The 21,835-nt window shown below is 48.5% G+C and carries 16 protein-coding genes and 1 riboswitch; of the genes, 3 read left to right on the plus strand and 13 right to left on the minus strand.

The genetic code is table 11. From position 1 onward, the window contains the following. Positions 1–27 precede the first annotated feature (27 nt). Positions 28–126: riboswitch (purine riboswitch) on the minus strand. A gap of 2,229 nt (positions 127–2,355) precedes the next feature. The 5 genes from MKY14_RS16560 to MKY14_RS16580 form a co-directional block, all read right to left on the minus strand. Further along, complete coding sequence (locus tag MKY14_RS16560) at positions 2,356–2,886, minus strand: GNAT family N-acetyltransferase (protein ID WP_076179672.1); 531 nt, start codon at positions 2,884–2,886, stop codon at positions 2,356–2,358. 142 nt (positions 2,887–3,028) lie between these two features. Continuing rightward, on the minus strand, positions 3,029–3,469 hold the full coding sequence (locus tag MKY14_RS16565; protein ID WP_139330222.1) for a hypothetical protein: 441 nt from the start codon (positions 3,467–3,469) through the stop codon (positions 3,029–3,031). Then, a complete protein-coding gene (locus MKY14_RS16570) occupies positions 3,450–3,752 on the minus strand; it encodes a hypothetical protein (protein ID WP_051491084.1) in 303 nt (100 codons plus the stop codon). Before MKY14_RS16570 ends, MKY14_RS16565 begins: the two co-directional genes overlap by 20 nt. Next, entirely contained in the window at positions 3,749–4,093 is a 345-nt protein-coding gene (locus MKY14_RS16575) for a hypothetical protein (RefSeq protein WP_036679724.1), read from the minus strand. The genes MKY14_RS16570 and MKY14_RS16575 overlap by 4 nt, the downstream gene beginning before the upstream one ends. A gap of 24 nt (positions 4,094–4,117) precedes the next feature. Continuing rightward, a complete protein-coding gene (locus MKY14_RS16580; protein ID WP_036679726.1) occupies positions 4,118–4,405 on the minus strand; it encodes a hypothetical protein in 288 nt (95 codons plus the stop codon). Positions 4,406–4,600: 195 nt separating this feature from the next. Between MKY14_RS16580 and MKY14_RS16585 the strand changes: the two genes are divergently transcribed. Next, the gene (locus MKY14_RS16585; RefSeq protein ID WP_076278183.1) at positions 4,601–5,116 is read left to right on the plus strand and encodes a GNAT family N-acetyltransferase; all 516 of its coding nucleotides are present in this window, start codon (positions 4,601–4,603) and stop codon (positions 5,114–5,116) included. 65 nt (positions 5,117–5,181) lie between these two features. Here the strand turns inward: MKY14_RS16585 and MKY14_RS16590 are convergent, their stop codons facing one another. From MKY14_RS16590 to MKY14_RS16610, 5 genes are all read right to left on the minus strand, one after another. After that, positions 5,182–5,913, minus strand: coding sequence for a sugar phosphate nucleotidyltransferase (locus MKY14_RS16590; RefSeq protein ID WP_076130445.1), 732 nt, complete (start codon positions 5,911–5,913; stop codon positions 5,182–5,184). Positions 5,914–5,960: 47 nt separating this feature from the next. Continuing rightward, positions 5,961–6,698 carry a glycosyltransferase family 2 protein gene (locus tag MKY14_RS16595; RefSeq protein ID WP_076142551.1) on the minus strand — a complete coding sequence of 246 codons (738 nt, stop codon included), beginning with the start codon at positions 6,696–6,698 and terminating at the stop codon, positions 5,961–5,963. After that, entirely contained in the window at positions 6,695–7,615 is a 921-nt protein-coding gene (locus MKY14_RS16600; RefSeq protein WP_340976918.1) for a glycosyltransferase family 2 protein, read from the minus strand. Before MKY14_RS16600 ends, MKY14_RS16595 begins: the two co-directional genes overlap by 4 nt. Continuing rightward, positions 7,612–8,454, minus strand: a complete 843-nt coding sequence (locus MKY14_RS16605; RefSeq protein ID WP_340394581.1) for a glycosyltransferase family 2 protein — start codon at positions 8,452–8,454, stop codon at positions 7,612–7,614. The genes MKY14_RS16600 and MKY14_RS16605 overlap by 4 nt, the downstream gene beginning before the upstream one ends. 671 nt (positions 8,455–9,125) lie before the next feature. Further along, the gene (locus MKY14_RS16610) at positions 9,126–13,814 is read right to left on the minus strand and encodes a WIAG-tail domain (RefSeq protein WP_076309305.1); all 4,689 of its coding nucleotides are present in this window, start codon (positions 13,812–13,814) and stop codon (positions 9,126–9,128) included. A 217-nt stretch (positions 13,815–14,031) separates the two neighbouring features. Between MKY14_RS16610 and MKY14_RS16615 the strand changes: the two genes are divergently transcribed. Continuing rightward, positions 14,032–15,126, plus strand: coding sequence for a YheC/YheD family endospore coat-associated protein (locus MKY14_RS16615; protein WP_076219591.1), 1,095 nt, complete (start codon positions 14,032–14,034; stop codon positions 15,124–15,126). Positions 15,127–15,212: 86 nt separating this feature from the next. Then, positions 15,213–16,004, plus strand: a complete 792-nt coding sequence (asd, locus tag MKY14_RS16620) for an archaetidylserine decarboxylase (RefSeq protein WP_076130450.1) — start codon at positions 15,213–15,215, stop codon at positions 16,002–16,004. A gap of 1,566 nt (positions 16,005–17,570) precedes the next feature. On the opposite strand, the gene gpmA is transcribed toward asd, so the two are convergent. From gpmA to pdxR, 3 genes are all read right to left on the minus strand, one after another. Continuing rightward, a complete protein-coding gene (gene gpmA, locus MKY14_RS16625) occupies positions 17,571–18,314 on the minus strand; it encodes a 2,3-diphosphoglycerate-dependent phosphoglycerate mutase (RefSeq protein ID WP_076127912.1) in 744 nt (247 codons plus the stop codon). A gap of 778 nt (positions 18,315–19,092) precedes the next feature. Continuing rightward, positions 19,093–19,878 carry a helix-turn-helix domain-containing protein gene (locus MKY14_RS16630; protein ID WP_036679782.1) on the minus strand — a complete coding sequence of 262 codons (786 nt, stop codon included), beginning with the start codon at positions 19,876–19,878 and terminating at the stop codon, positions 19,093–19,095. Positions 19,879–20,198: 320 nt separating this feature from the next. After that, entirely contained in the window at positions 20,199–21,704 is a 1,506-nt protein-coding gene (gene pdxR / locus MKY14_RS16635) for a MocR-like pyridoxine biosynthesis transcription factor PdxR (protein WP_340976921.1), read from the minus strand. Between the last annotated feature and the right edge of the window lie 131 nt (positions 21,705–21,835).

Below are 21,835 nucleotides of genomic sequence, written 5' to 3' on the forward strand. Positions count from 1 at the left end.
GCTTGTAGCACAAAAAGGCCACAAAAATATGCCTGAGCATATTTTCGTAGCCAGAAATTTACGGTTCCCGGTAGAGACCCTTAAACCAATTATTAAGGATATACGAAAAAAAGACTATTCATTTGTAATTTGAATAGTCCAATAATAATCTAAAGACAGGTTATATGTCAATATATATGACATATAAGATTGATTTCGTTTTATTAATACTGTTTAATTAAAGGAATTTAGTATTTTATGTTATGTTAAATAACACAATTCGATTTATGATCACGATTATTCTGTTTCAAGAAAATTTCGATCACGATACCCTGTACTTTGCGTCAGATTTACTGTCAGGAAAACATAAAAAATAAGCTATCCAAGAGCTATTTCATGGCTTAAGAGACAGCCGTTTCGTTCGATTAGGTCGGCCGTTTCGTTCGATTAGGTCGGCCGTTTCGCACGATTAGGTCGGCCGTTTCGTTCGATTAGGTCGGCCGTTTCGCACGATTAGGTCGGCCGTTTCGCACGATTAGGTCGACCATTTCGGACAGTATCTCTGCTTACTCTAACGCGTTGTGCTAAACCACTGCCTGCATATAGCGCGGTATGGTGGACTGGTCAGAGCCCGAAAGTGTACGTCTAGCTCTATTCATCTAACTGACCTATGCCGACCCTACTGCTACTCAACTGCTACTTCTGCACTGCTTCGGCTTCTACACTACTCCTACTTCTGCGCTTCTACTTCCTCCCTGCGCCTACTCCGTTGCTACGTCTACTGATACTGCTTCTGCTTCTGCTTCTGCTTCTGCTTCTGCTACAACTACAACTACAACTACAACTACAACTACAGCTCCTACACTACTCCTACTTCTGCACCACTACTTTCCCCTTGCGCCTATTCCACTGCTACCTCTTCTTCACCGCTACTTTCCCCATGCGCCTACTCCACTGCTACATCTACTTCTGCTTCTACTACTCTACTCCTACTTCTGCACGCACTTCTACGTTCCCCTTGCGCCTATTACACTGCTACGTCTACTGCTTCTGCTTCTACTACTGCCCCTACACTACTCTTATTTCTGCACTTCTACGTTCTCCTTGTGCCTACTACACTGCTACGTCTACTGCTTCTGCTTCTACAACTACAACTACAACTACAACTACAACTACAACTACAACTACAACTACAACTACAGCTCCTACACTACTCCTACTTCTGTACCACCACTTTCCCCTTGCGCCTATTACACTGCTACGTCTACTTCTGCTACTACTACACTACTCCTACTTCTGCACTTCTACTTTCTCCTTGCGCCTATTACACTGCTACGTCTACTGCTTCTGCTTCTACTTCTACTATTGCCCCTACACTACTCTTATTTCTGCACTTCTACGTTTCCCTTGTGCCTATTACACTGCTACGTCTACTGCTTCTGCTACAACAACTACAACTCCAGCTCCTACACTACTCCTACTTCTGTACTTCTACTTTCTCCTTGCGCCTATTACACTGCTACGTCTACTGCTTCTGCTTCTACTTCTACTACTGCCCCTACACTACTCCTACTTCTGTACTTCTACTTTCTCCTTGCGCCTATTACACTACTCCTTCTTCTTCACCGCTAATTTCCCCATGCGCCTACTCCACTGCTACATCTACTTCTGCTTCTACTGCTCTCGCTACGTCTACACCACAGGTGAGTCATAATCCTCCATACTTTCGGACCCAGATGACGCTATTTGCACATTTATCGCCTTTTGAGCAGGGTTTCGGACTCCTGTGACGCTATTCCCTCGAAACAGGTCCATATGCAGTGTGTTTTATAGTAATAGCTGCGCTGGAGTCCGATAGCATCCCAAATGCGGGAAAATTCCACGTTTAAGGTCATCTGGGTCCGTTACTATCGAGTCATACTCAACTGCTGATGCTTATGGACCCAGATGACGCTATTTGCATATTTCCGCTTATTGATCAGGGTTTCGGACTCCAATGACGCTATTTGCACATTTATCGCCTTTTGAGCAAGATTTCGGACTCCAGTGACGCTATTCCCTCGAAACAGGTCCATATGCAGTGTGTTTTATACCAATAGCTGCGCTGGAGTCCGATAGCATCCCAAATGTGGGAAAATTCCACGTTTAAGGTCATCTGGGTCCGATAGTGTCGAGTCATACTCTGCCACTGATGCTTTCGGACTCCAATGACGCTATTTGCACACTTATCACCTTTTGAGCAGGGTTTCCGTAAGCGCAAATGCTACCTAATCAAACAAAGTTTTTGTTTAGAGAAAGGTGTTATTTTCACGAAAAAAGAGGATATCCCAGCAGCCATTTGATGGCTCTGAGATATCCTCTGGTTCTCTTGCTATGTTAAGCTTCCGAATTTCCGTGCTTTTCTAGAACCTTCTCGAACACCGGAAAATTAGCGGTGCGCCCCGGAAAAGTTACTTCACCCCTGCGATCATAACCTAACTTGGGATATAGGGCGAGTGCCCCAGTGTTCTTAGCATATGTATCCAGACGGATACTGGAATAACCATTCTGGCGAGCATATTCTTCTGCATAAGTGCTAAGACGGCGCGCAATTCCCTTCCCTTGCACTTCGGGATGCACAGCCAATCTATGCATAATTAAATGAGGCCCTTGCGTTTCTGTCCAGTCAATCTTCCCATACTGCTCAGATTGGTGCTCGTCCAACACTAGAATGCCGGCCACCGCATTGTTCTCCTCACATACCCATAGATTGCCACGTTCAATATCAAGGGAGATGATCTCCCGGTTCGGATAATGCTCGTCCCACTGATCGCTGCCACCTGCTTGCATCACCTGTACGCATTTGGCAATCAGCTCCATAATTTCATCAATCTCATCTTTGCGTGCTCTGCGAATCTCAGTACCCATGAATCATCCCTGCCTTCATCTTAACCTCATATTATTTTCACTTTCATTATGAAGTTTATCACATCGGCAGCGCAGCAAACCAGTCCGCACGAAAACCCCAAGACCCGCTCACGGACGGAGCGGATCTTGTCATCTGTGTCTCCTAGCTGAATTCCAGCTTATGCCCGTCCTCGAAGCCCTTGGCGAAACCGGCGTCGAACCCCACGTTGTATGCTTCGGTGTAGCCCTGTTGAAAGGCGTCTGCCGGAGGCGTTTCCGGCGAAACGCCCAGCTCCGGGGGGAGCGGAATTACCTGTGGAGCAGGCGGAGCCTCGCTCACGGGTACCACAATCACCGGTGGCTGCGCAACCCTTACTTTACGAACAAGCTTGCGACGAAGTCTTCTTTTCTTGCGTAGCAATAGGCCTTTCTTTGACTTCCCATAACGAGCAGTTTTCCGGGCAAGAACTCTGCGGGATTTACGGGCTAGCCCTTTACGAACTTTTGCTTTCCGCGAGAGCAGCAATGTGCGTCTACGGGTTCTGCCTGAACGTAGCGTTCTGCGGCTTTTTTTCTTCATGCTTCTACTCCTCCTGTGCTCCATGTTCTCTGGAGGTTCCTACGGCGTATGCCTTGCTCAGCCATGGCGCAGCAGGAATTCCCCGTTTAGGACGATGTAGTGAAATCCCGGACATCATCCGGCACATCGCACTCTGATACCCACTTAAAATCCTGATATTGTCGCTCAATTTGCGGGCCGTCAACTCAGATTGCTCCGTCAATTCGGCGATGCTCTCCAAGATGGCCGCCAAAGCAGCCTGACTGCGCGAAATGGAGCGAATCATCTCCAGCTTGACGGCATGTTCAGAGAGACGGTCCCCGCTCATTTGCTGTCTTCTCCAAAACTAAAGCCATCACCTGACATGTCTCCAAAACCTTCCCCGCCACCATCGTCTTCACCACTGCCCAGCACTGCTTTTAAATTGCTGTAGAGTCCGTTCTCCAGTTTGGTCAGCCCTTCGACCATCTCCACGATGACCTCGTGTATAGAGAGGGACTCCTTCAGTTGCTCACTGTGGGAATCAAAGGCTCTAGCGTGGATATGATGCTGTGCCCACTGCTTTACCTTTTCAGCTTCAACCGCCTTAGCTTCCAGAATCAACGCAACGTTCCACTGGATGGCGGCGGTGGACTCCAGCATTTGCAGATAAGCCTTTTCTCTGCTCATCTTCCGCCTCCTGCTCCTATAGCGTTACTCTTCTTCTTGACCGTTCAATTCCTTAATCACTCTGCCTACCCCATCAGCCATCGCTTCTTCCAGATCTGCAAGTGCATTCAAGTAAGCAATAATGTTCTTGTTTACCTGAGTTGAGCTTTCGATCATCCCGCTGATCCCATCAAAATCAGGCTCCGCATCTGGCAGATCGTGGACAATTTGCGACATACGGACAGCCACATGGCGCTCAGCGTCTAGAATCCGCGCCATCTGTTCGTGCGTATGGGCCATGTGCTGCAGGACTTTAGTTATTTTACTCTGCACCTTCATGTCTCCTTTGCTCAAACGCCCTGCTACAGCATATGCGGCAGGAGCCGGGACGGTGCCGGGATCCTCGACAAGTTAAGGCTCTATTCGTGACTGGAATGACATAAAAATTACGTTATTGCTAAGTACATTTAAAAGGATTAAAATGTGAAATGCACAATCCTGAGTTTACCAAAGGTTGGTGGGGAATATATGAAGCTTGAAAGCAAGCGTATCGATCTAATACCTTTAACTGCCCCAGAGCTCACGCTAGCAATAGATAACTATTCGGAGCTACAGCAGCAATTAGGCTTAGCTGCCATCAGTGCGGCGCTTGATGATGAAATGCAATATGCTATGCAGATCAGGCTAAAAAAGGTGCAGCAGGACCCCGACCATTACCTATGGTTAACGAACTGGGCCATCATCCATCGGGAAGATCAATGTATTATAGGATTCATTATCCTTAAAGGTTACCCGAATGAGAAAGGCGAGGTTATTCTAGGGTATGGGATTGATGAGAAATATAGAAGAAAAGGGTATGCAACAGAGGCACTACACACAATTAATGCATGGATCTTCTCCCATCCCCAAGCTGTCTATGTAATCGCTGACACTGAAAAAGATAATACAGCCTCCCACAAAGTATTGGAGCGTCTAGGCTCTGAGAGATACAAAGAAACTGAGGATTTAATCTGGTGGAGGATTTCTAACCCCCGAGCTCTCTGAGTAACGCGTGATTTCAAAGCCCTTGCGGCTATCTATAGCAGGATTACAACAAAAAAAGCACTGCCTTATGGCAGTGCATCCTTTAACTTTTCCCCCGCCTCGTGTAAAGACTGGAACGTCCCCGCATCACTCCACCAATCCTTAAGCACATCATAACTAAGTCTGCGATCAGCGGCGTATATATTATTTACATCGGTAATCTCCAGCTCCCCCCTCTTGGAAGGCGATACCCGCCGGATGATATCAAATACAGCTTCATCGTACATATAAATACCAGTTACACAATAATTGGTCTTCGGATGCTCAGGCTTTTCTTCGATATAAGCAATCCATGCCGCATCTTGACTATCAAACACAGGTACACCGTATCTGCGCGCGTCCTCCACCGGCTTCAGCAACACCTTTGCAGTGCCCGCCGGCTGACGAAGATAACTCTCCACATAAGGCTTCAGATCATCCATAAAAAGATTATCCCCGAGCAATACAACAAATCGTTCCCCTGGGAAAATGAACCCTTCTGCTAAATCAAGCGCCTCGGCAATGCCTCCGGCAGCTTCCTGAATTTTATAGGTCAGAGATACACCAAATGCAGCACCGCTGCCTAAAAAATCCGTGTATAATCCAGCAGACTGCTTGCTTATGACCAGAAGAATGTCGGTAATTCCTCCCCGGCGAAGCCGGTCTATGCCGTAACAGACCATAGGATATTTGCCGACCGGAAGCAAATGTTTGTTCATAAGCCGGGTCAGCGGTTGAAGTCTAGATCCTGTTCCGCCCGCCAGTATGACTCCTTTCACTTACTTTCCTCCTCTTTATCTACGTCCTTTGCCTTCGGATCTGCACTTCATATAAAATTAATAGGATCTACATTCCATTTATCTATAAAGATCTTGCGATTTCGTTCCACCAGTTCTTGCAGTCCGGTATTGTAAACTTGCTTGAAACTTGCACTTCCTTCATGGTGCACCAAGCAATCCCCGGCGATAAGCAGCCGATATCCCTTTATCCTGGCGCGATAACAATAATCATCATCTTCGTAATGTCCAGGTGAGAATCTCTCATCCAGTAGACCTACGGAAGTTAGCAGCTCTCTTTTGAATAAAAAACATAATCCTACCAGCCGTCTCGTCTCCAGCCATTTCTGGGGATTTGGAAGGTTCGCCCTCTCAGCAGCCTGATGAAAACCTATCAGACCTTCATAATCGGTCTTCACCTGTTGACGTCCACTGGCATAGTTTGTGACTGGTCCAACAATACCTACATCAGGAGCACTATATAGAGCCCTCTTCAGATTAGTTAACCATCCTTGAGACACCACTACATCGTTATTCAGCAGCAGGACTTCATCACCTGACGCTAGCTGTAGCCCCAAATTGCATGCAGTTGGAAAGCCGCGATTGTCTGGCAATGAAATAAACGTTATATGATTCGCACGGCAATAGGTGTCTGTTCCGTCCGTTGAAGCATTGTCCACTACGATAATCTCATAAGGCGGCGGAGTGTAGGCACGAATAGATTCCACACAGGCCCGCAGCAAGGGCAGCGCATTGTAGGTTGGAATAATAATACTCGTCAGCGTCATATCCGATTCCTCCAAGCGGCTACCTGTCTGCGGTACTCACGCTGTGTTTCACTACTTAGCAGACCGCCAGCTTTTCGCCGGGAAAGAACCTCATGTAGAGCCTCAGCATGATCTCCTATGATCAGTTTTTCCACAGCATTTCCAACCCCTGTATTTGCCTTGCGCAGCCGATTATGTTTAATAACATTTACCGTTCCTACCTTCTCCACCCGTAACTTTTCTAATACAGAGCGAGCTTGGGCTTTAGGTGGAACCATTAATTCACGGTAGCCTATGGTCTCAAGCGCATGCCGCGAAAGCGCATGAGGAACAGCTGTCATAGAGCTAACCCCGAGATCGTACCTATCCAGAGCATAATTCAGAAACAGTTTGCTGCGGGTGACATCATCACATAATCCAAAGGAAGGCATCAGTGAGTCTAAATCATTAAGAGCTACATCAATTCCGCGATCTACAGCCGCCGTGAATGAAACGAGCTGAGAGGCCGGAATGACCATATCTCCATCCAGAAAAAGCAATATATCCCCGCGACTCAGCTTTGCACCGATAGCCCGACCCACATCATGTCCGACAGACTCTGGGCAGTGTACTACAATGGCTTGACGATGTTGTCTAGAAATAGGAAAAGAGTTATCACTGCAGCCATTAAGTACGACGATAATTTCTGCAGGTTCAAGCCGTGCAACCTGATGCAGCAGACGGGACAAGGTCTGCTCCTCATTACGCGCGGAGATAATGACTGACAAAGTCCCACGTAACTTCGGTAATTTCAGAGTCTCCTTGCCTGCCTTCGATTGCCGAGACAGAAGCGGGCGAGCAGCAGCGTTGGCTTTTACAGAGCGATTGGCTGACCTGTGACGGATTGGCCGTTTCTTTGCCGTTCGAGCTGCTGTGCCTTGTAAAGTTGCAACCATCATCTCACCATCTCTCTGCGCCGGGCTCCGTCGCCAAAGCCCGCTCTGTTCCCCCGATGTTCCAGCAAGAGGGATACAGCCTCCATATGATCCGCTGTAATCAACTGCTGCAATGGATCTATGCCGCCTTCCTTGCGTCTCACCGCATTTAACTTCCCTACAGGTACTTTGTGAGCGGCTACCACTTGCAGTCCACTAAGAATTGCCTGGGCATGCGCCAGTGGAGGACGTGATAATGAATCGCTCCCTAAAATATCAAGTGCTCTGCGGCTGATTGCGTGCGGAACTGCCGTCATCGAACATCCCTTCAGATCTGGACGGCCAAGCAGAATATTCAGTGCATGTTTAGACAGCACCACCGGATGGGGGGACAGCTTCCGGACCGGACCGGAATAATCATTAAGCGCTATGTCCACTCCACCACTAACAGCAGTGACGTAAGGACGCAGCCCCGAAGCAGGTATCACCAAATCTCCATCTGTAAACAATAGGATTTCTCCCTTGGCTGCCTCAGCTCCCACACTACGGCCAGCGTCGTGTCCAAGCGGCAACTCATAGGAAATAACACGCGCACCTAGCGATTGTGCAATCCCTGCCGTTTGATCAGTGGATCCATTCACGACCACAATTACCTCGCAGCGCGGATGGACCCCTCTGGCTCCAGATATCACTCCCGCAATGGTCTGAGCTTCATTCATGGCTGGAATAATAACCGAAACATAGGGATTAGGATGGTTAACTATAGGGACTACAGCGACTTGCCGCACTGGGCGTGAAGTCCGCCGCTTCATCCGAGAGACCCGCCGCCCTGTGCGGCGGGCAGAAGTTCGTTTGGGCTTCATGCTCATCCACCTTCCTTACAGAGCCAATTCTTCAGGCTGAGGGTTACATCACAGTTTATGTACTATAACGCACAGGGTAACGGCAATTGTCTCCTGTCGTTCTGAAAACAGGACAAATGTACTCCCCACCAAACTTCGGCTTAGATACATTGCGCATAGCCAGCTGCCGCGGACACAATCTGCGGCGGTAACGAACGCAGTAACGCAGCAGGGGGATTAGGTTAGGACGCTATCGGACACAGCCGAATCCACAACGGATGATTATACTTTTGCGCTATCGGACACAACCGAATCCATAACGGATGATTATACTTTGGCGCTATCGGACACAGTTGCTCCTATTCGCCGCATTATCACACTTTTAGATTATTAACGGACTCCATAGCAGCTATTGGCATCAAAAGAACCCAATAAGGCTCTATTTCTATACAATAGCGTCACTAGAGTCCGAAACCAGCCTCAAAAGACAACAAACCTGCAAATAACGCCATTTGGGTCCGTAAGTAGTAGCAGATGTTTAGAGTACCAGGCTATCGGACAGAACCGCAGCCACAGCGATTGATTAAACCCGGCGATGCTGACAAGTACCGTTCCCCACCAAAAAAACAGAGCAACGATCTCCAATAAGGAGATTCGCTGCTCTGCTGTTTTTAAGAGGAATTGCTTAAGGTTCAATCAAATACACGATCATCTGTTGCCGGTTTAGCTAAGGGAGCACCTATAGCAATCCAAGAGATAACCCCATAGAAATGCGGAGTTTCGCGCAACCGCACCACTTGAATCACTGCTTCTCCATTGGCTCTGCTCTTTAAGGAAGCATAGAAGTAAGGCTGATTGGTCATGGCAACAAGCACATAACCCGTATGCCCAAAGCTCTCATCAAACGATACGGTCACCTCTACACTCTCTGCATCCCCATTGAACATAAATGCTGTCATTCCAAACTGTTGTAGTGCTTCTCGCTTCCCAGCTGTCTGAATCGGACTGAAGGACAGATGATCTGTATTTACAGAGTTCGGTGCCAGATGAGTCCCGTTTACTGCACCTGGGGAAATATGATATTCCTGAACACTTTCTTCTTCCAGATGGCGGGCTTGAATCGCAAACGAAGAGATTTTGGATGCTACTACTGCTTCATCCTGAAGCTCTGTTGTCCCTACTGCACCTTCTGTCAGATGAGCGGACTCGATACTGCCTTCCTTCAGCTTAGCTCCGTTGATACTGCCATCCGGGAGCAGGGCTGAGCTGCGTGTTTCATCCGCAAGATGCTCTAATTTGATGATGCCAGGCTGCAAATGCCGATCTGCCACGATCTTGTCAGCAAGATGCTCTCCGTAAACACTCCATGGTTGTAAATGTGAAGAACTCACGGAGCCTTCAGCGAGTTTTTCTTCCGTAATGCTGCCATCCGGCAACAAATCCGCACTGCGTACCTCTTCTGCCAAATGCTTCAGCGTGATGCTGTCCGATCGAATATGGCGGCCATCCACCGCATCCCCGGCCAAATGACCTCCAGAGACGCTGCCTTGGGCTAAATGGAAAGACTGAATCGTCGCAACTTCAATCTTCTCGCCTGTAATACTGCCTTCCGGCAATAAATCAGCGCTGCGCACTTCTTCTGCCAAATGATTCAGAGTAATGCTTCCAGCACGGATATGGCGGCTATCTACCGCATTCCCCCCTAAGTGTCCCCCATAGACACTGCCAGGAGCCAAGTGGTAGGCAGTAATAGATCCACCCTCCAACTTTTTACCGGTAATGCTGCCATCCGGCAGTAACTCGGAGCTGCGTACCTCATCCGCTAGATGTGCTAGCTTGATCTCACCTTTTCCAATATGGAGACCTTCTACTGCAGACGGACTCAGATGAGTTCTATCCACACTTCCAGGCACTAGATGAATTGCTTCTACGGAGGCTTCCGCCAGCTTCTCCCCAGTAATGCTTCCGTCTGGCAGCAGCTCGGAGCTGCGTACCTCATCCGCCAGATGCGCTAGCTTGATCTCACCTTTTCCAATATGGCGTCCATCTATTGCAGACGGACTCAGATGAGTTCCCTCCACGCTTTCAGGTACAAGGTGATTTGAATTTATGGATGCTTCCGCCAGTTTCTCCCCAGTAATGCTACCGTCTGGCAGCAAATTGGAGCTGCGTGTTTCTTCGGCCAAATGAGCCAGCGTGATCTCACCATATCGGATATGACGTCCTTCTATTGTGTCCGGACTCAAATGACTGCCATCTACGCTTCCAGGCACCAGATGATTAGAATTTACGGATTCTTCCGCCAACTTCTCCCGAGTGATGCTACCGTCTGGCAGCAAGTCAGCGCTACGTGTTTCTTCGGCCAGATGAGCTAACGTAATCTCACCTTTTCCAATATGGCGTCCTTCGACAGAACCTGAGCTTAGATGAACGCCTTCCACACTGCCAGGTACTAGATGATTTGAATTTACGGAAGCATGTGCCAGCTTTACTCCAGAAATACTACCGTCTGGCAGCAATTTGGAGCTGCGTGTTTCTTTTGCCAAATGAGCCAGCGTGATCTCACCGTATCGGATATGACGTCCTTCAACTGTGTCTGGTCCTAAATGGCTGCCATCCACACTGCCAGGCACTAGATGTATAGAACTTACGGATTCTTCCGCCAGCTTCTCTCTAGTAATACTACCGTCTGGCAGCAGATCAGCGCTTCGGGTTTCATCGGCGAGATGAGCTAGGGTAATCTCACCTTTTCCAATATGACGTCCTTCGACGGAACCTGAACTCAGATGTCCGCCTTCCACACTTCCAAACACTAAATGAATAGAATCTACGGATGCTCCCGCCAGCTTCTTCCCGGTAATACTGCCTTCAGGCAGCAAGTCGGAGGTATATGCATCTGCAGCCAGATGAGCAAGCGTGACCTCACCCGGTAGGATATGTCGACCTTCTACAGAACCCGAGTTCAAATGGCTTCCGTTCACACTTCCAGGCAGGAGATGGTTGGAATCTACCGATCCTTCTGCCAGCTTCTCCCCAGTTATGCAGCCGTCTGGCAGCAACTCAGAGCTACGTACCTCTTCCGCCAGATGAGCCAGCGTGATCTCACCCGGTAGGATATGACGGCCTTCAATGGTATCGATACACAGATGGCTGCCGTCTACACTACCAGGTGAAAGATGCTGAGAATCCACGGCACCTTTTACCAGCTTAGAGCTATTAATACTGCCCTCTTGGATTTGAACTGCAGAAATAGAATTCGGAAGGATATGACCATTCCCGATAGACAACGGCCGGATATGCGCCCCACTGACACTGCCAGGATTCAAATGTCTACTTTGAACAGCACTTTCGCTTATGGTTTTCGAACTTACAGCATTTACCGACAAATGCTCCGCTTGAACTGCTGACGCCGCCAGTTTACTCGATTCTATGCTGCCGTCTGCAAGCTTAGCCGAAGTGACTGCTAAATCACTGATTTTATCCGTTGAGACACTTTCCGGTGAAAGCTTCAACGAGGTCACTGCATGATCGGCCAGATGATGAGGCTGCACGGCTCCTGCTGCCAGGTGAATTTCTCTCACCGCAGCGGAAGCCAGCTTATCTCCTGAAACTGAGCCCGACTGAATCGCAGCGGAAGTCACACTATTTTCACCAAGATGTCTTCGTTCCACGGCTCCCGTGGCCAAATGATCCTTATTTACCACAGCATCCTGCAATACACGGCCGCTCACACTGGCATCCGCCAGATGTTTTTCCTCCACTGTACAAAAAGCGATATGTTCACCACTGACTACTTCACGCGCAATCGTGCTGCCAATCACTGCACCCGCTGCCAGCTTAGCTGCATTTACACTTCCATCTGCCAACTTGGCTGAAGTAACGCTCTGTGCACGAAGATGCTCCCCACCCACAGATTCTGAAGCCAGCTGTTCTCCAGTCACAGCACCGGAAGATAAATGTTGAGTCTGAATAGCTTCTTCCTTGAGCTGCTCCGAGCCGACCGCTTCCGCAGCTATATGCGAATGATTCACTGCTTCGCGTTCCAGATGAATAGAAGTTATGGCTTGCATAGCAATTTGCGGTCCGCGAATGGCGGATTTAGCAATATGTCTTGTGGTCACTGCTTCGTCTGCCAGCTTATGTGGGAGAATGCTTTGGTCAGCAATTTTGGACGAGGTTACCGCTTGCTCCACTAACTGCGCAGTCCCTACTGCACCCTCAGCCAGCTTTAAAAAAGAGATGCTGCGGTCAGCCAAATGCCGACTTGATATTTCGCCATCACCGATATGATTACCATTCACACTTTCTGGGCTTAAATGTACGCTTCTTACGACATCTGCACCAAGTTGCTTAGAACCTATAGCTCCATCAGCTAAATGCCCGCCTTCGATAATACCCGACTGCAGCTGTTCCTTACCGATCAATTTGCTGGCAAGCTGATCAGAACCAATCGCTCCCGGGGCCAGATGTCTGGCGGTTATCAAAGCGTCGCTAAGATGGCGGCCTTCAATGACAGCATCCGCTAGCTTTGAGCTGCTGATTTCACCATCAGCAATTTTATCGCCAGATACCGCTGCATCGGCCAGCTTGGAACGGTCAACACTGCCGTTTGCCAGGTGGCGGCTTGTGATGCTGCTGCTTCCTATTTTGTCACTAGTAACGGCTCCATCTTCCAGTAAATCCGCAGTAATAATCAAATCGCTTAAATGGCGGCTCTCAATGGCTTTATCCGCAATTTGACCGCCGCCTATAATCCGATCAGCCAGCTTCTCTGGACTAATACTGCCATTTTTCAGCTTCTCTCCACTGATCGAATGATCCAGCAGCTTACCGCCACTAACGCTTCCTTCTGCTAAATGCTCGCCCACTATCGATTCTGGTGCGATTTTTGCAGAAGTGACTGCCTTGTCCGCGATATTGATACTCTGTACAGCGTAATCTTGCAGCCAAGGTGTACCAATAATGCCGAACTTTAGCTTAGAACCGTCAATGGTACGTGGAGCGATTTTGGCTCCGGTCACCGCTGCATCCGAAAGATCATCTGTATAAACGGGCTGAAAACGTTCTTTCTCTGGAGGAGCGAACCATACGGTTTCAGGAAGATTATCCGCCTGTTTCTGAAGCTGCGCTTCCTCTATAAGCTCCGGCTCCAATTGTAGAACTGGAGCAGAAGTTGGCTCCTCTAGAACGACTTCAGCTATTGCTCCCCCACTTACCTGAACTTCCGCGATCTCTGCTTCACTGACTCCGTCACTGTTATTCCCCGAGCTTCTAGAGCTGCTTTTGGTATCCAGCATACTCAGTTCCTCTTTATTGGGATTATCTACAAAATAGAGTCGTTTCTGTGGACTGCGCGGCTGCTTTTTTTTGGAACCCCTCACAAGCAGTCTCCTCCTTCCATCTAATGTTTCTCCTAGGCATCATATGCAGCGGTATGGGCTTATGACACCCTTTTGCGATGAGGCCTTCATAAGATTATGTATAAAAAAAGGCATCTGCCTTCGCGCATTCGTCCACCCTGACACGCGGGTACAAACATACTATGACAAGAGTAGAAAAAGCAGGGATCATGTAACCGATGAAACAGGAGGAACAAACATGGGGCATAAGCTCGTTGGAATATTACTAAATGCCGATATGCACCGGGGCGTTCCCCGGCTAAAAACAGGACAGGAGTCTCTATCCAACTATGAAGAGGCCGCGGCGGCATACGGTTTAGTCCCTTGCTTCCTGAAGCTCGCGGACATCGATACGGACACAGGCTTTAGTGCCGCCTATATAAAGGGAGCTAATGGATATAAAAGCGTAGTTGTTCCTACGCCTGCTGTTATCCATAACCGGGCAATATACAGCAAAAACAGCCCTGGAATGCAGCGTCTGCTGAAGCACTATCCCCTGATTTTCAATACATGTAATCGATACGGCAAAGATGAGATCCATCAGCTGCTTGAAAAAAATACGGAGCTTCGCGAATATTTACCCGTAACAACGAGAGTCTCAGGCCTAAAAGAAATGATGAATCTTTATCCCGATCTCATTCTTAAACCTTGCCGGGGAAGTATAGGGAATGGGGTCATGCGGCTGGTCCGCAAGGGAGCTCAGCGTTGGACCTTGAGCTACCTCTCCCCTTCGATGCAGCGCTGGAGAAGTATTCCCGTCAATCAGGCGGCGTTGCCACAAGCGCTCCGCGCACGCCTAACCTCCGTGCCTTATCTTGTACAAGAACGTATTCCCCTTGCTGAGATTGGAGGACGTCCCTTTGATCTACGCGTCACCGTTCAGCGCGGCTGGGGAGGAGATTGGCAGGTCACTGGGCTCTTCGCCAAACTGGCTGCCCCAGGGGGCTTTGTCTCCAATATAGCCCGCGGAGGAGAAGCGTTAAGCTCCTCCCTCGCGCTCGAAAAGGCCTTTTCAAGATCCACAGCGGCCCACATCCGTATGTCTGTCGAAATACTTAGCCTTGCAATCGCACGGTGTCTGGAGCAAGACCTTCCCGGACTGGCCGATATCGGACTGGATATAGGCATTACTAAGGACGGACGACTCTTCTTCATAGAATGTAACGGTCGCGACCAACGCTACGGATTTCATAAAGCCGGCCTTACGGAAATTTGGAAAGACAGCTATCGCAGACCTATGGGATACGCGCGTTTTTTAATAGAAACGAACAGTACGGTATATAACAGTTATTGATTTGTCTCCTATTCTATGTCAATATAATGCAGAGCAGAGACGACCCGTATACAACCGTACTGCTGCATTATGGAAGGGAGATGGGCATGGTAAAACAATTGCTACGGCTGATGACCGAGCTATCCTCACACCGGTGGCTTTCACGGTTAATGGGATCTTTTTCTCATAGTAGAATCAGCCGTTTTCTTATCCCGGCATTTATTAAGACTTATCAAATCCCCTCCGCTCAAGCGGAGAAAAATCCTGGAGAATATCTCACTCTTAATGAGTTTTTCAGCCGCCGGCTGAAGCCGGGCATGCGGCCTATTGCAACCGACGCTGACGCTTTGGTTAGTCCCGTAGACGCAACGATTACTGCTATGGGTGACATTAACGCCGGTACGATTATGAATGTAAAAGGGCAGGATTATAAGATCGAGGATCTCCTTAATCACTCCCCGCATCTGGAGCTGTACAAGAAGGGTTTTTTCTTCGTTCTTTATTTGAGTCCTACCGATTATCACCGGATACACTCTCCCCTTACCGGACAAAAGGTGGAGAGCGATTATATTCGCGGACGGGCCTATCCTGTCAACGATTTCGGAATGCGACATATGAAGGGTGTCCTGAACCGCAACGAACGTCTCATTACGTATATTGCCGGGAGTCACGGAGAAACCGCGGTAGTAAAGGTAGGCGCAATGAACGTCAGCAGTATTCGTTATACGGATGATACCGCTGCCGAGTGGCAAATTGGCGATGATCTGGCTTATTTTGAGTTTGGCTCCACCGTAGTGCTGCTCACGGAAAGCGGTACCTTTACCCCGAGACCCAAGCTTGAGGTCAACTCAAAGGTAAAAATGGGCGAACTACTGGGAACGTTGCATCGACCTTTGTAGGGAGATTTAGGCGAATTCCCAGAAAAATTAGAGGGTGCCTCAAAAGCCATGAAATGGCTGCTGGGGTGCCCTCTAATTTTGGGGACTTCGTGTGGAGCACAGTTGCGGAGGCGAACGCTCTAGCTATCGTCCAGCTATCATCTACCTATCGCTAGCCAACGTATACATATCGTCTAGCCATCGTACACCTATCGCTAGCCAACGTACACCTATCGCTAGCTATCGGACCCAGCTGACCTTATACGCGGCTTTTTCGCACATTTGCAAATCTATCGGACTCCACCGCAGCTATTGGCATGAAAAACACCCTATTTGTGCGAGATCTTAGGCAATAGCGGCGCTGGAGTCCGAAACTCCGCCCAAATGTCGATAAATGGGCAGATAGCGGCGGCTGAGTCCGTAAGCATTTGCAGAGCGTTGGTCGAGGTTGGTCGAAAGTTAGTTAAGGGCTGGTCGAGTGTTAGTGGAGGGCTGGTCGAGCGTTGGTCGAGAATCAACGGAAAGTTGGTGAAAGGTTAGCCTCAGCGCTATCGGACCCAGATGACCTTATACGCGGCTTTTTCACACATTTGCAATTCTATCGGACTCCACCGCAGCTATTGGCATGAAAAACACCCTATTTGTGCGAGATCTTAGGCAATAGCGGCGCTGGAGTCAGAAACTCCGCCCAAATGGCGATAAATGAGCAAATAGCGGCTGCTGAGTCCGTAAGCATTTGCAGAGCGTAGGTGGAGGTTGGTCGAGTGTTAGTGTAGGCTAGTCGAGTGTTAGTGGAGGGCTGGTTGAGGGCTGGTTGAGGGCTGGTCGAGAGCTGGTGGAAGGTGTGCGCTCGCCGCTATCGGACCCAGCTGACCTTATACGCGGATTTTTGACACATTTGCGATTCTATCGGACTCCACCGCAGCTATTGGCATGAAAAACACCCTATTTGCGCTAGATCTTAGGCAATAGCGGCGCTGGAGTCCGAAAATCCGCTCAAATGGCGATAAATGGGCAAATAGCGGCTGCTGAGTCCGTAAGCATTTGCAGAGCGTTGGTGGAGGTTGGTCGAAAGTTAGTTAAGGGCTGGCCGAGAGTAAGTTGAGGGTTAGTCGAGCGTTAGTGGAGGGCTAGTCGAGCGTTAGTTAAGGACTAGTCGAGCGTTAGTGGAGGGCTGGTAGAGCGTTAGTGGAGGGCTGGTAGAGCGTTGGTCGAGAATCAACGGAGAATTGGTGGAAGGTTAGCATTCAACGCCATCGGACCCAACTGACCTTATACGCGCCATTTTCGCACATTTGCTTGGTCACAAACACACTAATAACAAAAAGGACAGCCCCAAGGCTGTCCTTTTATCTTTTCATGTAACCCACCTATTACGCCTGTTGCGCCTATTTAACCTATTAAACCTGTTATGCTTATTCAACCTGCTACGCCCTAATATGCTTATTACACCTAATACGCCTGTTACGCTTATATAACCTACTACACCTGTTGCGCTTATTTAACCTTTACGCCCCGTTTTGCTTATTACTGTACACCCGTCATACTCAATACACCTGCTACGCCTATACGCTTATTACACGCCAATTACACATGTCCCTGCTTAGCAACATCAAGCGCCTTGGCCGCTACCTGTTCCGGATCGCCTAGATAAAAGCGACTGATAGGATTCATGTCCTCATCCAGTTTGTACACGAGTGGTACTCCGGTAGGGATATTGAGCTCCAGTAATGCCGCTTCATCAATATCCTCCATAAATTTAATCAATGCACGCAGCGTATTGCCGTGGGCTGAGATAAGCACCCGTTCTTTTTTACGCAAAAGAGGTACGATCCGGTTTCCCCAGAAATCGCCTACACGATGTACAGTGTCCTCCAGGCTCTCTCCACGCGGGATATCTCCCGGACGAACACTGCTGTAGCGAATATCGTTTCTGGCATACCTAGGATCATCAAGCTCCAGCAACGGGGGTCTCACCGATAAACTCCGCCGCCAGATATGCAGCTGCTCATCTCCATATTTTAGTGCTGTCTCGCTTTTACTTAATCCCTGCAATGCCCCGTAATGGCGTTCATTCAATTTCCAAGACTTTTGCACGGGAATCCACAGCAAATCCATCTCATCCAGTACATAGTTAAGAGTTTTAATCGAGCGTTTGAGTACCGAAGCAAAAGCCAGATCAAATGTATACCCAGCGTCCTTCAACAGCTTGCCAGCAGTCTTTGCCTCTTGGATACCCTTCTCAGTTAAATCCGGGTCACTCCAGCCTGTGAACAAATTCTGTACATTGTACTGGCTCTCACCATGACGTATAAGTACGATTTCGTACATTTTCTCTCTCTCCTTCCAACTATGGACCTTATATTCTACCGACGAACAACATTATGCGAAACGTATCGCAGAAAGCTCTCACCTTAGTAATAACCCAATCGTAGAAATAAATATCTACCGCTACCTCATAGTTAGGCCAATTAAACATCCTCAAAGGTACGTGAATGAGGCGTGCATGGAGCGTGAACGGTGTGTGGATATTGCGGTAAATGAGCGTACGCTTCATTGCAGAATGTGCAACAGAAAATCTTAACTTTCACTTGAAGATACATTACATTGTACTTCGTGCAATAGATTATCGTGATAATCTCTAGAAAGGCTGTTTCTGCTGAATTTGAATGTAAGATGTGTCACAGAATTCAAATTCGACTGCTATTAGAGTCAATCTATTGTACAAAATACAACGTGAGGCACGATGAAATGCGCATCAGTTACTCTAATCTTCGACTTAAGTTCATTATATATATCATTTTCTAACAACACAAAAAAACCGGATGCCTCACGGCCCCGGCTATTTATATTTTTAGTCATATCAGGCGATTCTATGCAAGCTTGTTCAGTTTAGAACCAGCTATCCACGACAAAAGCATTCGCCTGCTTTAACCGTTTTAAGCGGTTTCTAAAAATACCTCCGCCTCCACTCTTACAATCCGTGTTGCAAATTCTGCGTCTGATGATCATGCCAAGAGTCTCCTTCCAAGAAGTTATGTAAATTCTCTGTAAACTAAACTGCAAAGTATTTACCCTTGGTTGATCAAACTGAAACAAAAAAAGTGAATCAGCGGATCTCAGATGGACTTTTTCCGGTATATTGCTTGAACTGGCGGCTGAAAAAGAAAATGTCACGATATCCAAGCGCATCTGCTACCTCAGTAACATTCATTCCCGCGTACAGCAGTAAATGCTGAGCACGCTCAATCCGGGCTCGGATGACATAAGACTGCACAGAAGAACCCGTAAGCTCCTTGAACTTAATTGAAAAATACCGCGGTGAAAGCCCCGCACGAGCAGCAAGATCCTCTACTCGATGTGCAATCCCCGGATGCTGGCTCACATAGTTCGCTATTTCGTGAATGATTTCTGTCAAATGGTTGCTAACATAACGTTCTACTGGCTTCACACGGTCCTCCCTCAGCAGATGAATCATCAGCTGCTTCAGTACAAGCTGCCCTTCTTCTTCAGCGGCGTAAGTATCCACCAGAAATAGTCGAACGTACCTAGCAAGCAGATGTTCAAATTCAACGGTTTCTGTAAGCTCACGATAGGGCAGCGGAATATCCGTCACCTCTTCGGAGACATCAAAATGAATATATGTAAGTACAAGTGGCTTTTGCGGATTATGTGTAGCACTTGTATGGTCACCCGGACGAAAAAGGAAGCAGCTTCCCTTACCTACTTGAAAGGGTTCATCGTTACGCACAACCGTCCCTTCCCCGCTCCATACATAAAATAAATCATAATTTTGCAGCGACTTCTCTCTTTTTTGCCATTTCCAGCCCGGCTCGCATACAATCTTAGCCAGAGCCGGCAAAATAACAAAAGAGGACGGCGATGCATGCAGCATAACGTTCCCTCCTAAAAGTTTTGTTAGCATAACCTACTTTGAACTACTTCGCAAAACTTGCCTCGTAAGCATCCGTTTTGTTTTGTTTTGTTAGCAAATCTGCTTTGAACTACTTCGCAAAACTCGCTTCGTAAGCATCCGCTTTGTTTTGTTAGCAAAACTTGTCTCGTAAGCATCCGCTTAGTATTCTCAGCAAATCTGCTCTTTCTGACTTCGCAGTGTCTATATAGTTTTGTTTAGCTTAATCTACTCCGAGTTTCTTCGTCAAAATTCGCAAGCATTCGGTTAGTTTTGCATTTCATCTTCTTTATCATACCTTGTCATGTTGCATTTTGTACATCTTCCCACGCCAGATGCAGGCTTGTTATCCCTTCCTCCAGCTCCGCGGCATTCAGATGGGCAAAAGAAAAACAAGCGGCCGGCGCTCCCGGTGATAGCTGATATAACGCGGCATCTCTAAAATCCGTGCCGCGCCTAAGCGCTGCCGCTCGGAAAGCAACAAACTCTTCGCTGCTGCGCAGCCAGCGGGCATATACATGCAAGCCCGCATCACCAGGCAGCAGCTCGAAGAGCTCCTTAAGCCGTTCCGACAGCAGCGTCCTGAGGATTCGTCCGCGTTCACCATAGATGCGTGTCATCCGGCGCAGATGACGGCCATAGCCGCCTGTATTCATGAACCTCGCCAAGGCTCGCTGCTCCAGCAGCCCTACCGGCAAGGGCTCATATAGTGCCTTGGCGGCGATAGTCGGCTTTACTAAAGGGGGCGGAAGCACTGCAAAACCGAGCCGCAGGCCTGAAAACATCGTGTTTGAAAAGGAGCCCACATATACGACCCGCTCTTCACGATCCAGTGCCTTTAAGGGCTCGATAGGACGCCCAGCCCAACGGAACTCACTGTCATAATCATCTTCAATGATTACTGCATGATGCCGCTGCGCCCATTCCAACAAGGTTCGGCGTCGTTCCAAAGGCAGTACCACACCCGTAGGAAATTGACGGCTCGGCGTAACAAACAACAGCCGGGCATCCCAATCCTCCGGAATAAGACCGTTGCCATCCAGCTCCCCTGCCAGCAATCGACCTCCGGTGATCTCTACGGCTCGGCGAATCCCGTGAAAGCCCGGGTTCTCAACGACCGCTGAGCCTCCTGCATCCAGCAGCAGCTGCGTCAAAATAACGATGCCTTGCATCGAGCCGCTGAACAATACGATATGCTCTGCATCCGCGCGAATCCCGCGGGTAATCCGCAGATGTGCAGCGATAGCTTTCCGAAGTCCTTCATCGCCTTGAGGTGGACAAGTGCTTTGCAGCAATCCACCTTCCTTCCCTCCGGCATAAGAGAGCGCACTACGCCATTCGGAGTAAGGAAAATGTTCCATCCGCATACCACTACTCTGGAAGCTCACTACTTTCTTGTTACTCTTTCCATAGAAGGGTATTGGGCGCGCAAGCAGCCGCTTTCCCCATGCCGAGATTGGAATCGTAGTCTCGCTTGCACAATCTCCTCCAGCAGCATCTGCGACTTCACTCAGAACCCGATTCTCACCGTCACTGCCACTGGTAGCTGAAGCAAAGCTATCTTCCGATACGAATGTCCCCCGCCCCGTTTCAGTCCTTACATAACCATCAGCGAGCAACATTTCATACACCTGCGAGACCGATCCGCGTGACATCTCATAGTGCTTAGCAAGACTTCGTGTAGACGGCAGCGGAGTGCCTCCCGGAAGTGTTCCTTCCAATATTCCTGCGCGAAGCGCGTGATATAACGCTAAATATTTGTAGCGGTGTATCGCCAGATATTGATCGTATGCCAGCGTGATATTCATCGTTATCCTCCTTGACCAGCAAGTGGTCCATTAAAAACTATCTTAATTGGTCCTTTTTAATTGTCAACCACTCTACTATTCTTTAAAGAACATTTACATTGGTGCAGAAGCTCTAGACTAAAAAAGAAAGA

The organism is Paenibacillus sp. FSL R5-0887 (assembly GCF_038002305.1).
GTDB lineage: Bacteria > Bacillota > Bacilli > Paenibacillales > Paenibacillaceae > Paenibacillus_AQ > Paenibacillus_AQ odorifer.

What these genes read in the sequence shown, in the direction of transcription:
- MKY14_RS16560 (WP_076179672.1), bottom strand. Translation starts at nt 2,886, where the DNA reads ATGGGTACTGAGATTCGCAGAGCACGCAAAGATGAGATTGATGAAATT.
- MKY14_RS16565 (WP_139330222.1), bottom strand. Translation starts at nt 3,469, where the DNA reads ATGGAGCACAGGAGGAGTAGAAGCATGAAGAAAAAAAGCCGCAGAACG.
- MKY14_RS16570 (WP_051491084.1), bottom strand. Translation starts at nt 3,752, where the DNA reads ATGAGCGGGGACCGTCTCTCTGAACATGCCGTCAAGCTGGAGATGATT.
- MKY14_RS16575 (WP_036679724.1), bottom strand. Translation starts at nt 4,093, where the DNA reads ATGAGCAGAGAAAAGGCTTATCTGCAAATGCTGGAGTCCACCGCCGCC.
- MKY14_RS16585 (WP_076278183.1), top strand. Translation starts at nt 4,601, where the DNA reads ATGAAGCTTGAAAGCAAGCGTATCGATCTAATACCTTTAACTGCCCCA.
- MKY14_RS16595 (WP_076142551.1), bottom strand. Translation starts at nt 6,698, where the DNA reads ATGACGCTGACGAGTATTATTATTCCAACCTACAATGCGCTGCCCTTG.
- MKY14_RS16600 (WP_340976918.1), bottom strand. Translation starts at nt 7,615, where the DNA reads ATGATGGTTGCAACTTTACAAGGCACAGCAGCTCGAACGGCAAAGAAA.
- MKY14_RS16605 (WP_340394581.1), bottom strand. Translation starts at nt 8,454, where the DNA reads ATGAAGCCCAAACGAACTTCTGCCCGCCGCACAGGGCGGCGGGTCTCT.
- MKY14_RS16615 (WP_076219591.1), top strand. Translation starts at nt 14,032, where the DNA reads ATGGGGCATAAGCTCGTTGGAATATTACTAAATGCCGATATGCACCGG.
- asd (WP_076130450.1), top strand. Translation starts at nt 15,213, where the DNA reads ATGGTAAAACAATTGCTACGGCTGATGACCGAGCTATCCTCACACCGG.
- gpmA (WP_076127912.1), bottom strand. Translation starts at nt 18,314, where the DNA reads ATGTACGAAATCGTACTTATACGTCATGGTGAGAGCCAGTACAATGTA.
- MKY14_RS16630 (WP_036679782.1), bottom strand. Translation starts at nt 19,878, where the DNA reads ATGCTGCATGCATCGCCGTCCTCTTTTGTTATTTTGCCGGCTCTGGCT.
- pdxR (WP_340976921.1), bottom strand. Translation starts at nt 21,704, where the DNA reads ATGAATATCACGCTGGCATACGATCAATATCTGGCGATACACCGCTAC.